We start from the raw sequence: 12,402 nt of genomic DNA, 5'->3' as shown, positions 1-12,402 counted from the left end.
GAGTGAGGCCTCGATGGTCGCCTCCAGGCGCGCCGCGATGAGCGGCGCATCCCCCAGTCTCGTCGCCGGGATCCGGGCCGCGCTCACCGTGATCAGCGTGGCCCTCGCCGGCGTGCTCTCCGCTCTCGCCGTCGCGTCAGTGCACATGGCGCGTCGGGTGGTCACGCCGGCCGTTCGGCTGCCCGACACCCGCATCCTGTCGCTCGACACCGCCGCGCAGACGATTACGCTCACGCGCACACCCGACACCGAGCTTCCCGGACGCTACGGGCTCTTCACGAGCGGGACGTCGAACTACGTCAAGCTCGGCTCGGTGCTGTCCGAAGACGAGACCAGCGTCAAGCGCAAGCTGCTCACCCACATCGGCTCGGACTCGCGGCTGTCGCCCGACGCCGCGTTCAGCGGGTGGTACTTCGACCGTCCCGACGAGCTGCACCTGCCCTACACGCCCGAGCTGATCGGCTCGGCGGTCGGACCGTGCCCGGCGTGGCTGTTCCCTGGGGGAGACGGCGAGGTGTGGGTCATCCAGGTGCACGGCCGCGGGACCTCCCGCGCCGAGTGCCTCCGGGCGGTGCCCCTCTTCCACCAGGCGGGGATCACCTCGCTCGTGGTGTCGTACCGCAACGACGGCGAGGCACCGCGCAGTCGCGCAGGCACCTACACGCTCGGCGCAACGGAGTGGCGCGACGTCGACGCGGCCGTGGGGTTCGCCCGCCGACGCGGCGCGAAGCGCATCATCCTCATGGGGTGGTCGATGGGCGGGGCGATCTCGCTGCAGGTCTCGCTGAACTCGCCCCACCGCGACGCGATCGCCGGGCTGATCCTCGAGTCACCGGTCGTCGACTGGCGCCTCGTGCTCGAGTACCAGGCGCGCCTCATGAAGGTTCCGCCGACGGTGAGCGGGCTCGCCATCGGCGCGCTGAAGAGCGAGTGGGCGACACCGATCACTCGGGCGGGCAGCGCGATCCCCTTCGACCGCCTCGACGTGGTCGCGCGCGCGGGAGAGCTGCGGCATCCGATCCTCATCCTCCACAGCGACGACGACGGCTTCGTCCCGTCCGACGCGTCGCACGACCTGGTCACGGCGCGTCCGGACATCGTCGAGCTCGAGGTCTTCGAGGTGGCGCGCCACACCAAGCTGTGGAACTACGACCAGGAGCGCTGGAGCGCACGCATCCGCACCTGGCTCTCGGCCCATGACCTCAGCGCCGTGACAACATCCGCCGAGGAGTGATCGCCGCGCAGCCCGTCAGGCGTCGCGCTTCGCCAGCACCTGGCGCTTCGCCCGCATGAGCATGCCGGTCATCCCGGAGATCCGCAGCGGCGAGACGACCCGCGTGAGGCCGATGCTCTGCGGGAAGTCCGCGGGGATCGCGAGCACCTCGTCCGACGTGAGCCCGGTGATGCCCTGGGCGAGGATGCTCGCGAACCCTCGGGTCGTCGGCGCCTCGGGCGGTGCCATCGCGTGCATCGCGACCACGTCGTCGTCGTCGACGTCGATCACGATGAACACGGGGGACTGGCACTCGGCCACGCGCTCGTAGAGCTCGGGGTGCCCCTCGTACTCGACGGGAACCGGCGGGAGCTCCTGCGAGAACTCCAGCAGCAGCTGGAGCCGCTCGGATTCGGGCAGCTCGAGGAAGTCGTCGCGGATCTCGGCGAGGCTCGCTGGCAGAACAGGGTCAGACATCCCCGCCATCATTTCACGTGCGACGAGCGGCCGGCTCAGCGCGCGGGCGCTTCGCCCGGGTCGGCGCCCGCGACGATGGGCACGCGAACCGCGCTGCCCCACTCCGTCCACGAGCCGTCGTAATTCCGGACGTCTTCGAAGCCGAGGAGGTGCTTCAGCACGAACCACGTGTGGCTCGAGCGCTCTCCGATCCGGCAGTACGCGACGACGGAATCGCCGTCGGACAGGCCGACCTCGTCGCGGTAGATGGCGTCGAGTTCCGCTCGCGTCTTGAAGCCGCCGTCCTCGGCGACCGCACGTGCCCACGGCACGCTCTTCGCGGTCGGGATGTGGCCGGCGCGCAGCGCGCCCTCTTCGGGGTACGCCGGCGCGGACGTGCGCGACCCGTCGTACTCCTCGGGCGAGCGCACGTCGATGAGGGGCTTGCCGAGATGGGCGAGCACGTCCTCCTTGTATGCGCGCAGCGCGCGGTCGTCGCGTTCGACGACCGGGTAGTCGGTCGCGGGCCGGTTCGCCGGTTCGGTGGTGATCGGGCGGCCTTCGGCGATCCACTTGTCACGGCCGCCGTCGAGCAGGCGCACATCCTCGTGGCCGAAGAGCGAGAAGACCCACAGCGCGTATGCGGCCCACCAGTTGTTCTTGTCGCCGTAGATCACCACGGTGTCGTCGCGGCTGATGCCCTTGCGGCTGAGCAGTTCGGCGAAGCCGGCGCCGTCGACGTAGTCGCGGACCACCGGATCGTTCAACTCGGTGTGCCAGTCGACCTTCACCGCGCCCGGGATGTGACCGGTCTCGTACAGCAGCACGTCCTCGTCGGACTCGACCACGACCAGACCGGGGGTGTCGAGCCGTTCCTGCAGCCACTCGCCGGTGACGAGCCGGTTCGGCTCGGAGTACTCGGCGAACTTCGCGGACGACGTGTCGGGCTCGACGGTCATGGGCTGCTCCTCGGGTCGGGGCGTCAAAGGGGACGACTAGGGTTGAACCGTCCGATCTCACCCTAGATTCCCGGGCACGGACACCGCCTCTTCCCGTAAGACACCGACACAGGATGCGCATGACCGCTTCGACCACCCGTACCGGCATCGTGCACCTCGTGGAGCGCGCGCCGCAGCTCGCCGGTGCCGACATGGTCGCAGCCCTCGTGCCGCCGCCGCAGTTCGCCGATGCGACGTTCGAGACGTACCGCGCTGATCCCGCCTTCCCGTCTCAGCAGGAGGCGAAGGATCTGCTGCTCGCCTTCTCGGGCGCCGGGCAGCCGGCCAAGGGCGGCTTCTTCCGCAAGGCCAAGCGGCCCGAGACGAAGCCGGGCGTCTACCTCGACGGCGGCTTCGGCGTCGGCAAGACGCACCTGCTGGCCGCGATCTACCACGCGCTGCCGGCTCGACGGAAGTACTTCGGTTCGTTCATCGAGTACACCGCGCTCGTGGGAGCGCTCGGCTACAAGAACACCGTCGAGCTGTTCCGCGGAGCCGACCTGCTCTGCATCGACGAGTTCGAGCTCGACGACCCGGGCGACACGATGGTGATGACGCGTCTGCTCGGTGAGCTTGTGTCCTCCGGCACGCGGCTGGCCGCGACATCCAACACCCCTCCCAACGCCCTCGGCGAGGGACGGTTCGCCGCCCAGGACTTCCTGCGCGAGATCCACGCGATGGCGTCGAGCTTCCAGACCATCCGCATCGACGGCACCGATTATCGTCATCGCGCGGTCGACGGACACGCCCAGGTGCTGTCCCAGCCCCAGTACGAAGCAGCGGTGGCGGATGCCTCGGCCTCGGGCCTGGTGTCGGATGACACCTTCGCCCACCTGGTCTCGCATCTCGCGAAGGTCCACCCGTCCCGGTACATCCGCCTGATCGAGGGGCTCAGCGCCGTCGGCATGCGCGACGTCGAGCCCTTCACCGACCAGTCCGCCGCGCTGCGGTTCGTCGCCTTCATCGACCGCGTCTACGACGCCGAGCTGCCGATCCGGGCGACCGGGATCTCGCTCGACCTCGTCTTCCCGGAGGAGATGCTCGCCGGCGGGTACCGCAAGAAGTACCTGCGCGCCGTCTCGCGGCTCGTCGCGTCGACGCTCGCCTGACGCACACCGCTTCCTGCGCGGATTCGCGGCGCGTTCTCGTCACGCCGAAACAGGATGTTTACACGTACGGGGCCGCTGTAACGATCGGGAAACACGACACGCACGGCCGGTGAAACGCTCGCTCGCCAGACTGACGGAACACGCAGCACCCTCCCGAGTGCTTCGTGGCTCTGTCACCACCGAACCCCGATGCGAGGTATCACCCCATGGACGCACCCGGCAACATCGCCTGGGCGGTAACCGCAACCGCTCTAGTCCTCCTCATGACGCCCGGTGTGGCGTTCTTCTACGGCGGCCTGGTCAAAGCGAAGAGCGTCGTCAGCATGATGATGATGAGCTTCGGCGCACTCGGCCTCGTCGGTGTGCTCTGGATCCTGTACGGCGCCAACATGAGCGTCGTCGACGGCACCTGGAGCTTCGCCGGCAACCCCTTCAGCGACTTCGGGCTTGCGAGCCTCGCGTCGGGTGACGATGCGAACGTGGGCCTGCTCGGCACCGCGTACGGCGCCACCTTCGCGATCATCACGGTCGCGCTCATCTCCGGCGCCATCGCCGACCGCGCCAAGTTCGGCGCGTGGATGATCTTCGCGGGCCTGTTCGCGACGCTCGTCTACTTCCCCGTGGCCGCATGGGTCTGGGGCGGCGGCTGGGTCTACAACCTCGGCACCACGCTGTTCGGCGAGGAGAGCGGCGTCGCCGTCATCGACTACGCCGGTGGCACGGCCGTGCACATCAACGCCGGTGCCGCAGCCCTCGCGCTGGCTCTCGTCCTCGGCAAGCGCATCGGCTTCCAGAAGGGCATCCTCAAGCCGCACAACGTGCCCCTGACGCTGCTGGGCGCCTCGCTCCTGTGGTTCGGCTGGTTCGGCTTCAACGGCGGCGCGGAGTGGCTGTCGGAGGACATGGGCGGCGTCGGCCTCATCACCATCAACACGCTCGGCGCGACCGCGGCCGCGGTCATCGGCTGGATCCTCGTCGAGAAGTTCAAGGACGGCAAGCCCACGTCCGTGGGCGCCGCCTCGGGTGCCGTCGCCGGTCTCGTCGCGATCACTCCGGCCTGCGCCAACCTCACCCCCGGATGGGCCCTGCTGCTCGGTGTCGTCACCGGCGCCGTCTGCGCCCTCGCGATCGAGCTGAAGTTCAAGCTCGGCTTCGACGACTCGCTCGACGTCGTGGGCATCCACCTCGTCGGCGGCCTCATCGGAACGATCTACCTCGGCTTCTTCGCGACCGAGACCGGTCTCTTCCTCGGCGGCGGCCCGGAGCAGCTCGTCGTGCAGGTCATCGCCGCCCTCGGCGTGCTGATCTACTCCTTCGCGGTGTCGTTCGCGATCGGGTTCGTCATCGAGAAGACGATCGGCTTCCGCGTCAAGAACGAGGACGAGATCGCCGGCGTCGACACGGTCGTGCACGGCGAGGAGGGATATCTCCTCGACGAGCGCGTCTGACGCATCGACCGAACGAGGGGCGTCGCGGTCCGACCGCGGCGCCCCTCGTCGTCGGCGCTAGGGTGACCTGGTGACGCACTCCCGCCTGCTCAGCCGAATCGCGCAGCTCTTCCGTCCGGCAGGGGCGAGCACCCCGCCCTCCGACGTCGGAGGCGATGAGCCCGGACGGTTCGGAGCCACCGCCACCGTCGAGATCGTGCCTCCGGCACCGGGCGCCCTGCGCATCAGCTATCTCCCGGATGTCGACGGCGAGCCCGATGCCGGCGAGATCATCTGGACCTGGGTGCCGTACGACGAGCGCGACGGACGCGGCAAGGATCGGCCTGTGCTCGTGATCGCACGCGAGGACCACGACTGGGTGTACGCCGTCCGGCTCACCAGCAAGTCGCACGACGGCGACCGCGACTATCTCGCGCTCGGCTCGGGATCGTGGGATGCGCGCGGTCGGCCATCCTGGGTCGACATCGAGCAGATCTACCGCGTCCACCGGTCCGGCATGCGGCGTGAGGCATCCGTCCTCGAGCCGGACCGGTTCGCCCGCGTGGCCGCGGCGCTCGGCAGCCGCTACGGCTGGGGCGCGGAAGGCGCCACGGCGTAGGGTCTACGGATAGGCCGGCTCGGACCCTCGCACGCAACGAGGGGCACGCCGCCGGCCGAGCCGGCGACGCACCCCTCGAGCGCGTGAGCTGCGGATCAGCCGCAGGTCGACGCGGAGTAGTCGATGACGTCCTCCACGGTGATCGTCTCACCGCCGATCGTCGCCGTGCTCGTGATCTCCACGGAGCCGGCCGGGATGCTCTCGAGGCGCGTGGCGAAGGCCTGCGAGCGGCTCTTGTCCGCACTCAGTGACGGCACCGGCCGCGATCCGTACGTGGTCGTCACCGTGGACGAGACCCGTGCGTCCTCGAGGTTGGTCACCGTGACGATGAGCATCACCTTCGAGCCGACGCACCGGGTGTCGATCGAGGTCGAGACGAGACCGGAGCCTTCGACCACGGCGGTCTCGGTGGTCTCGTTCCCCGCGTTGTCTGTCGCCCGGACCGTGACGGTGCGGTCGACGATCGACGGCTCCAGCGTCGACGTGGCTTCGCAATCGGCCCACTCGCCCTCGTCGACGCGCAGTTCGCACGTGGCGATGCCCGAGTTCTCCGCGACACCGGCGGGAAGCGGGTCGGTCGCCGAGGCGGCGACGTTCCAGCCGTCGACCTGGACGTCGACGTCGGGCGCTGTCGTGTCCAGCTTGTACGCCACGTCGGTCGTCCACAGCATGACCGCGTCGCCGCCGAGCGAGGCATCCCGATACTCGAGCTGCGCCCAGTTCGTCCCCTCTGCGGCGTTGACCGGCACGGTCATGCCCTGAGAGATGTCGGTGATCGTGTCGGCTGCGACGACGCGGGGGCCGTCGTTGTGGCCTTCGACCAGCCGCAGCCATGCCGGCGAGAGACCGGTGTCGTTGAAGTCGGTCCAGTCCACCTCGAGGTGGGGCGCCTCGTTCAGCCAGGCGTCCTCCTCGACGGCCGCACCGCTCTCATCGACGACCGACGCCTCGACATGCACGGGGGAGTTGTAGTGGGCCATGACGCCCTCCCACTCCTCGAGCGTGACGGGAAGCACCGAGCCATGTCGCGGGCTGACGGGCAGCGACCAGTACGGCGACGTCTCCGATCGGGCATTGCACGAGCTGGAGAGGCCGGTGGTGTTGCACCACGACTGGCCGAGGTACTCCCACTCGTTCGGCGGCGTGTCCATCGAATCGGCACGCCACGCGACGTAGCCGCCACCGGAGGCGTAGTCGATGAAGACGTACCACTTGTCCTCGACGTTGTCCTTGAAGACGAGTGGTCCCTCGAGGTTGCCGCCGGAGAGACCCGGGATCTGCCACTTGCTCGAGCCGTTGGGGTTGCCCACCATCGTCCACGCGTGGGGGTTCTCGGTCAGCGGCGTGATGGGGTTGCGGTTCGTCACGTACGGGGTGGTCTCCTCCGCGCCCCACGTGTCGTACAGGTTGTCGAGCGAGTCGATGTACTGCAGCAGCACCCGGAAGCCGTTCTCGTCTTTGGTGAGACGGTAGATCCGGTCATCCGTCGCGATCATCGTCGAGTCGATCATGCCCCAGCCCTGGCGGCCGGTGGAACGGTCGAGGTTGACCCAGGTCGTCGGCTCGCTGAAGGTCACGAAGTCCTTGGTCGTGGCCACGCGGATGCGGTTGTACGAGATCTGCGACGTGTTGCGGCTCTCGATGTTCTCGTCGGGGTAGAGGTTCGACGCCCAGAAGACGATGTACTGCTCGTTCTTCTCGTCATAGAAAGCCTCCGGCGCCCAGACGTTGCCGGCGTGATCGTCCTCGACCTTGATGAAGCGGGGCTCCGACCAGTTCACGAGGTCGTCGGACTCGTAGACCACGAGGTTCCGCGAGCCCTTCGACTGGCGGTACGACCACGACTGGCCGTCCTGGTAGGTCTTGAGGTCGGTCGCGAGGAGGAAGAAGCTCTCACCGTCCGCCGAGCGGATGAGTGACGGGTCGCGCAGGCCCATCTGCCCCTGGGGCGGGTTGACGGTCTGGAGGATCGGCTGTGACACCGACGTCCCCTCGTCGTAGTTGAGCTCGTACCAGTTCAGGGGGTCGTTCCCCTTGGATGCGCTGATCCAGATCTGCTCGCCGTTCCTGCCGCCGTCATCGCCGCCGTGGAACGACGCGAAGACGTAGCGTTCGTACTCCTGCTCCGGCGCTTCTTGCTCCGCCGCCGTGACAGCGGCGGCGTCAGGCGGAGACGAGGTCTCGGGGATCTGGGCCATCGCGGGGGTTGCGGCGAGCATGGCGACGCCCAGCGCGCCGGTCGTCGCCAGCGACAGGAGGCGGGCCGTGACTCGGCGGCTCGGTGTTCGGTTCGGCGAGGTGGGGGATGGGATCTGTGGCATCGGTGCCCTCTTTCCGGACGGTTCTGGAACGTCGCCTGGTCCGACGCGGGCGTCGTGCACGGCGAGTCAAGACTCGTCGCAGTGGCGACCACCGTGTCGACCGGAGATCCGCAGGGGAGCGGATTGATGGCCACGCTATCGCGTTACCGCTCACATTCGCCGAGGCGTGAGAGCATCCTCATCCGGCGCCACCACCTCGTGCGGATCCCGGTCAGAGGGTTCGCGTACGGGACACGGTCGGGACGACCGGCTCTGTCGAGGGCTCCGACAACGGAAAACCCCCGCCGGAGCGGGGGCATTTCGGTGGGCGATACCAGACTCGAACTGATGACCTCTTCCGTGTGAAGGAAAGAAGACCGTCCCAACGGGTCCCATCTCGTCCCCAGAAAGCCCGGAATCTCGGTGCCCAGTAGCATCGGCAGCACGCGCCGTCCCAACGCATCCCAAACCATCCCATCCCGTCCGCACACACACGCGCACACAGCGCCGGTCGTGCCGTACCTGCGCACGCGCCCGCGCGGGTTTCGCTTCGACCGGTCGAACGGGCGCTCGCGCGCGTTTGGTCATCGACTGGTCGATGAGCGCGGCAAGTGCTGATGATTAGCCGCCAGGCGATGGTCGAAATGGGGACCACCGGTTCGGACCCGCTCTCCAGCATCACTTGGCGGCGCCGACCATCCAAGGCTCACCATCGATGCAATCAGCGTTGGCCCATGCCGCGTCGACCTCGTCACCAGGCCCACCGGTCATTGTCACGGTGGACCCTGATGCGGCGACGGCGTCCCCGTCGGCGTTCAGGACGGTGAACGCCTGGCTGTCCCCGTGGACGGTGTATCCGCTAGGCCACACAAGATTCACGGTGCCGCCCGCGGTCTCCGCCTGGACACACCCCTTGTCGCCGATGACTAGGTCTGCGGTGAGCTGAACCTCCATGCCGGTCGGTTCGGTCTGGTTACTCGTGACAATCCGGATCTCGTCCCCGGTCGGGGTGGGGTCAGGCGGGGAAACGGAAGTGCAGCCCGCGGCAACCAGGGTGATCAGTACAGCACCACTCACCGTGCCAAACGATCTCCATTGCGCCGTCATGACGGCGCACTATAGCATGCGAAAACGCAGCGGAGTCTTCTTGGCGTCGTCGGTCTTCTCGCAATCGGGCTCTTCGTCGCCGGCTCGACCAACGTCGCGTTCGCCGAGGAGCGCACAGCGCCCCGTTCCGTGGACGACGGCAAAGAGACACCACCCGACCAGGACCCTCTTCCTGCCGATCTGACCGGCGACGCTGACCAGTCGGCCGAACGCGATCGGTTGCGGTCGCTGCTTGCGCCACTGGTGGAGTACGACGGCGGGCTCCTCTGGGACGGCGATTCTGGAGTGCTGACCGTTCGGATGACTTCTGACGCCGCCCTGGAGCAGGCCCGGAAGATCGTTTCCGCGTCCGCGACCCCTCTCGCCACGGAATTTGAGCGAGTTGAGTATTCACAGCGCGAGCTCGACGAACTCGCGGCCAGGTTGCTCGAGCATCAGAAGGAGTGGGCCGGAGCCACTGGCATCGGCGGGGGTCATGATCCGGCGAGCAACCGGGTGTTGCTGCAGGTTGACCCGAATTTCAAGGACGCCCCGATCCTCATTCGTGCCATCGAGAATCTCGACGACCCCAGGGTCGTTCTTGAGCGAATCGAGCCGGTGGAAGGGTGGGCACCCGAGAGCCGCGTGGACGACTACCAGCCGTACACGGCCGGCGCAGCTATTGATTCCGCTAACTACGGATGCACCCTAGGGTTTACGTGGAAGCGCTGGGGTTCGGGGCAAATCGTAGGCTCGACAGCCCGACACTGCATCGATGTCAGCTGGTATAACAACGGCACGTATGTCGGCACAGTGTTCCAGTCGAAGCCGGGCGTCGACTCAGCCATCATGAGCGGGACCTCCTACTCGCCCACGGTTTTTGTCGGCAACCAGACGACGAACGTCGTCCGTCGCGTAGTCGCGATCGACACCGCCTGGGGCGCGGGCGATTCCGTCGCGATGAGCGGACGAACCACCGGTCTCACCGTCGCGACCGTGAAGATGCCGACTTACACCCTGCCCTCGTGCGCGGGTACAACCTACTCCGGCATGAGCGGTGTCCTCATGAATCAGCACTACACCGACCACGGCGATTCGGGCGGCCCCTGGCTCACAACCCAATCGGTGACGGGTTACGCCGTCGCCCACGGCCAGCACTTCGGCTTCGGATGCGCGTGCGGATATACCGGCTCGTTCTTCGTGAAGCTCAACGCCATCAGCGCGGCGCAAGAGGCCTCGATCCTCTTCTATTGAGAACAGGGGTTGTCGGTCCATCCATACCCGGTGCGGCTCGCCAGAATCGTCACGTTGGCCGCATTCTCGATCCAGCAGGGCTTGCGGCACGAGCTCCTGACGCCGATCCTGTCGATGTCATAGCGCCCGCAACTGCGCAACCGGGCGTGAGGTGGTCGACCTGCCGACTGCGGCAGGAGCGGGCGCGAGCGCGCGAAGGGTCATGACCGGGAATGCGAGCTCGTGCTCGATGCGCTCAGCAGCGTAGGGGTTCTCGCCATAGCGATCTTGAAGGAGGCGGAACAGCAGGCGCGGCGTCTCTGCGCCAACGTGCACGGGCTCCTCCTTGCGCCATCCGCGAGACGAGATTTGACGGTAGAGCGTCGAGACGCGGTCTTTGTCGATCGTGCCGGCTGCCTCGCCCCGTTTCACCAGCGCGGCGATCGAGACGCCCCAACCAGCTTTCACCCGCGCGAGCTGCTGCAGCGTCGAGTCTGGTGGAATCAGTTCGGCCGCGCGAGAGTCGGGAACGAGGAACGCGCCCGCAAACAGGTGCGCCTCCGTCTCCGGATCCGCCGACTGGCGGAAGGAGTGGAGCACAAGATGGCCGAGCTCGTGCGCGAGAGTGAAACGAATCGGTGCACTGCTCAGCTGGCGGCTGCGGCAGGACAGCGAGCGGGAGCTCTGGGGCGCAGCGTGGACCGACACGGGCTATGTCTTCACCATGGAGAGCGGCGAGCCCGTGAAGCCCGACTACGCGACGCGCCTGTTTGAGACGCTCCGCAAGCGCGCGGGGCTCCCGAAGATCACGCTGCACGGCGCGCGGCATGAACACGCGTCACTCTGGATCGCGGGCGGGGGAGACGTCACGCAGCTGTCGGAACGGCTCGGCCACTCGACGAGCCGCATCACCGCTGACCTCTACGTGGCGCGCGTCGGCGACGCCGACCGGGTGCACGCAGAGCGCGTCTCAGCGATGATTCCGAGGGCATCGTCACACACACCGCACACACAACCGGCCTGAGCGGGCAAAGCAAGAGGCCCGGAATCCGCGACTTCCGCGTGATTCCGGGCCTCTTTCCGGTGGGCGATACCAGACTCGAACTGATGACCTCTTCCGTGTGAAGGAAGCGCGCTACCAACTGCGCCAATCGCCCGCTGCCCCGAGGGGCCGAGAGTCGATACTACCGGATACGGGAGGGTGCCCGAGACCGGAATGTGAGACACGCGCGGGTCGCGCTCGGTTTTGCGCTCCGCCGTTCGTGGGATAAAGTTCTTCAAGTGCCCGGGTGAGAATCCGGGAACGAAATGCGGATGTAGCGCAGTTGGTAGCGCATCACCTTGCCAAGGTGAGGGTCGCGAGTTCGAGTCTCGTCATCCGCTCGAGTGCAGGGGCCTTCTCACCGGGAGGCCACGGCACGTGGGGTCAAACCACACGCGGTGGCGTGGCCGAGCGGCTAGGCACCGGCCTGCAAAGCCGTTTACACGGGTTCGAATCCCGTCGCCACCTCCACTCGAACTGAATAGCCTGTACAGGCGCGATTGGCGCAGCGGTAGCGCGCTTCCCTGACACGGAAGAGGTCACTGGTTCGATCCCAGTATCGCGCACCACCCGGAAGACCCCCGTATGCCGGGGGTTTTCGCGTTTTCGGCTCCGAACCGCGCGAGCCGTGTCTCACCGCTTCCGACGGTCGGGATACCGCTCCCGGATGCGCGACTGGAAGAAGCGCCCCGGGCTCTCAGCGGCGAGCAGTCCGTCGTGCACAGACGGCGGAACCGCGAAGAATTCGTACACGTCACCTGATGTGAACTCGATCTCGAGGATCGCCATCGCGGGGTCGTAGCCGACCGCCGCGATGGCGGAGGACTCGATGCGCCGTCGCCTCATGTCGCCGAGCGTACGACGGAGCGGCCATGCCGGACCGCCGCCCGCGCCGCGGGCGCGGTGCGCCCGGAGCGAC

Annotated in this window: 12 protein-coding genes and 5 tRNA genes; 9 read left to right on the top strand and 8 right to left on the bottom strand. The window is 67.6% G+C overall.

Features of this window, described 5'->3' with window-relative positions; genetic code table 11:
• The first annotated feature begins 13 nt into the window (after positions 1-13).
• The gene (locus ACFC1W_RS10545; RefSeq protein WP_375992044.1) at positions 14-1,234 is read left to right on the top strand and encodes an alpha/beta hydrolase family protein; all 1,221 of its coding nucleotides are present in this window, start codon (positions 14-16) and stop codon (positions 1,232-1,234) included.
• Positions 1,235-1,249: 15 nt separating this feature from the next.
• Here the strand turns inward: ACFC1W_RS10545 and ACFC1W_RS10540 are convergent, their stop codons facing one another.
• Together ACFC1W_RS10540 and ACFC1W_RS10535 are read right to left on the bottom strand one after the other, a co-directional pair.
• Positions 1,250-1,690 (bottom strand): SufE family protein, encoded by a 441-nt coding sequence (locus ACFC1W_RS10540; RefSeq protein ID WP_375992042.1) that lies wholly within the window; start codon positions 1,688-1,690, stop codon positions 1,250-1,252.
• A gap of 35 nt (positions 1,691-1,725) precedes the next feature.
• Positions 1,726-2,628, bottom strand: coding sequence for a sulfurtransferase (locus tag ACFC1W_RS10535; protein ID WP_375992039.1), 903 nt, complete (start codon positions 2,626-2,628; stop codon positions 1,726-1,728).
• A gap of 119 nt (positions 2,629-2,747) precedes the next feature.
• Between ACFC1W_RS10535 and zapE the strand changes: the two genes are divergently transcribed.
• The 3 genes from zapE to ACFC1W_RS10520 all read left to right on the top strand — a co-directional run bounded on the left by zapE (position 2,748) and on the right by ACFC1W_RS10520 (position 5,822).
• Positions 2,748-3,776: a cell division protein ZapE gene (zapE, locus tag ACFC1W_RS10530; RefSeq protein WP_375992037.1), complete on the top strand. Its 1,029-nt coding sequence runs from the start codon at positions 2,748-2,750 to the stop codon at positions 3,774-3,776.
• A gap of 206 nt (positions 3,777-3,982) precedes the next feature.
• A complete protein-coding gene (locus ACFC1W_RS10525; RefSeq protein WP_375992034.1) occupies positions 3,983-5,224 on the top strand; it encodes an ammonium transporter in 1,242 nt (413 codons plus the stop codon).
• Positions 5,225-5,291: 67 nt separating this feature from the next.
• Positions 5,292-5,822, top strand: coding sequence for a type II toxin-antitoxin system PemK/MazF family toxin (locus tag ACFC1W_RS10520; protein ID WP_375992882.1), 531 nt, complete (start codon positions 5,292-5,294; stop codon positions 5,820-5,822).
• A 95-nt stretch (positions 5,823-5,917) separates the two neighbouring features.
• Here the strand turns inward: ACFC1W_RS10520 and ACFC1W_RS10515 are convergent, their stop codons facing one another.
• From ACFC1W_RS10515 to ACFC1W_RS10505, 3 genes are all read right to left on the bottom strand, one after another.
• Positions 5,918-8,143 carry a glycoside hydrolase family 43 protein gene (locus tag ACFC1W_RS10515; RefSeq protein ID WP_375992031.1) on the bottom strand — a complete coding sequence of 742 codons (2,226 nt, stop codon included), beginning with the start codon at positions 8,141-8,143 and terminating at the stop codon, positions 5,918-5,920.
• Between the two features lie 304 nt (positions 8,144-8,447).
• Positions 8,448-8,526, bottom strand: a tRNA-Val gene (locus ACFC1W_RS10510).
• A 274-nt stretch (positions 8,527-8,800) separates the two neighbouring features.
• On the bottom strand, positions 8,801-9,229 hold the full coding sequence (locus ACFC1W_RS10505; RefSeq protein WP_375992029.1) for a hypothetical protein: 429 nt from the start codon (positions 9,227-9,229) through the stop codon (positions 8,801-8,803).
• A 129-nt stretch (positions 9,230-9,358) separates the two neighbouring features.
• Here ACFC1W_RS10505 and ACFC1W_RS10500 point away from each other — a divergent pair, with 129 nt between their 5' ends.
• Positions 9,359-10,462, top strand: coding sequence for a hypothetical protein (locus tag ACFC1W_RS10500; protein ID WP_375992026.1), 1,104 nt, complete (start codon positions 9,359-9,361; stop codon positions 10,460-10,462).
• A gap of 117 nt (positions 10,463-10,579) precedes the next feature.
• Here the strand turns inward: ACFC1W_RS10500 and ACFC1W_RS10495 are convergent, their stop codons facing one another.
• Positions 10,580-11,149, bottom strand: a complete 570-nt coding sequence (locus tag ACFC1W_RS10495) for an ImmA/IrrE family metallo-endopeptidase (protein ID WP_375992023.1) — start codon at positions 11,147-11,149, stop codon at positions 10,580-10,582.
• Between ACFC1W_RS10495 and ACFC1W_RS10490 the strand changes: the two genes are divergently transcribed.
• Positions 11,067-11,465 carry a tyrosine-type recombinase/integrase gene (locus ACFC1W_RS10490; RefSeq protein ID WP_375992021.1) on the top strand — a complete coding sequence of 133 codons (399 nt, stop codon included), beginning with the start codon at positions 11,067-11,069 and terminating at the stop codon, positions 11,463-11,465. The genes ACFC1W_RS10495 and ACFC1W_RS10490 overlap by 83 nt on opposite strands.
• A 60-nt stretch (positions 11,466-11,525) precedes the next feature.
• Here ACFC1W_RS10490 and ACFC1W_RS10485 read toward each other — a convergent pair.
• Positions 11,526-11,598, bottom strand: a tRNA-Val gene (locus ACFC1W_RS10485).
• 153 nt (positions 11,599-11,751) lie between these two features.
• Here ACFC1W_RS10485 and ACFC1W_RS10480 point away from each other — a divergent pair.
• The 3 genes from ACFC1W_RS10480 to ACFC1W_RS10470 all read left to right on the top strand — a co-directional run bounded on the left by ACFC1W_RS10480 (position 11,752) and on the right by ACFC1W_RS10470 (position 12,052).
• Positions 11,752-11,824: transfer RNA gene (locus ACFC1W_RS10480), tRNA-Gly, on the top strand.
• Positions 11,825-11,880: 56 nt separating this feature from the next.
• Positions 11,881-11,954: transfer RNA gene (locus tag ACFC1W_RS10475), tRNA-Cys, on the top strand.
• A gap of 23 nt (positions 11,955-11,977) precedes the next feature.
• Positions 11,978-12,052 (top strand) — tRNA-Val (locus ACFC1W_RS10470).
• 64 nt (positions 12,053-12,116) lie between these two features.
• Here the strand turns inward: ACFC1W_RS10470 and ACFC1W_RS10465 are convergent.
• Complete coding sequence (locus ACFC1W_RS10465) at positions 12,117-12,329, bottom strand: KTSC domain-containing protein (protein WP_241110674.1); 213 nt, start codon at positions 12,327-12,329, stop codon at positions 12,117-12,119.
• Positions 12,330-12,402: the final 73 nt, after the last annotated feature.

The sequence above is a fragment of the Microbacterium sp. NPDC056003 genome (assembly GCF_042274785.1).
Classification (GTDB): domain Bacteria; phylum Actinomycetota; class Actinomycetes; order Actinomycetales; family Microbacteriaceae; genus Microbacterium.
This window is presented reverse-complemented; position numbering and strand designations above follow the sequence as displayed.

Excerpts from the sequence above, each read along its gene's own strand:
- ACFC1W_RS10540 (WP_375992042.1), bottom strand. The coding sequence starts at position 1,690 with ATGTCTGACCCTGTTCTGCCAGCGAGCCTCGCCGAGATCCGCGACGAC.
- zapE (WP_375992037.1), top strand. The coding sequence starts at position 2,748 with ATGACCGCTTCGACCACCCGTACCGGCATCGTGCACCTCGTGGAGCGC.
- ACFC1W_RS10515 (WP_375992031.1), bottom strand. The coding sequence starts at position 8,143 with ATGCCACAGATCCCATCCCCCACCTCGCCGAACCGAACACCGAGCCGC.
- ACFC1W_RS10505 (WP_375992029.1), bottom strand. The coding sequence starts at position 9,229 with ATGACGGCGCAATGGAGATCGTTTGGCACGGTGAGTGGTGCTGTACTG.
- ACFC1W_RS10465 (WP_241110674.1), bottom strand. The coding sequence starts at position 12,329 with ATGAGGCGACGGCGCATCGAGTCCTCCGCCATCGCGGCGGTCGGCTAC.
- ACFC1W_RS10535 (WP_375992039.1), bottom strand. The coding sequence starts at position 2,628 with ATGACCGTCGAGCCCGACACGTCGTCCGCGAAGTTCGCCGAGTACTCC.
- ACFC1W_RS10545 (WP_375992044.1), top strand. The coding sequence starts at position 14 with ATGGTCGCCTCCAGGCGCGCCGCGATGAGCGGCGCATCCCCCAGTCTC.
- ACFC1W_RS10525 (WP_375992034.1), top strand. The coding sequence starts at position 3,983 with ATGGACGCACCCGGCAACATCGCCTGGGCGGTAACCGCAACCGCTCTA.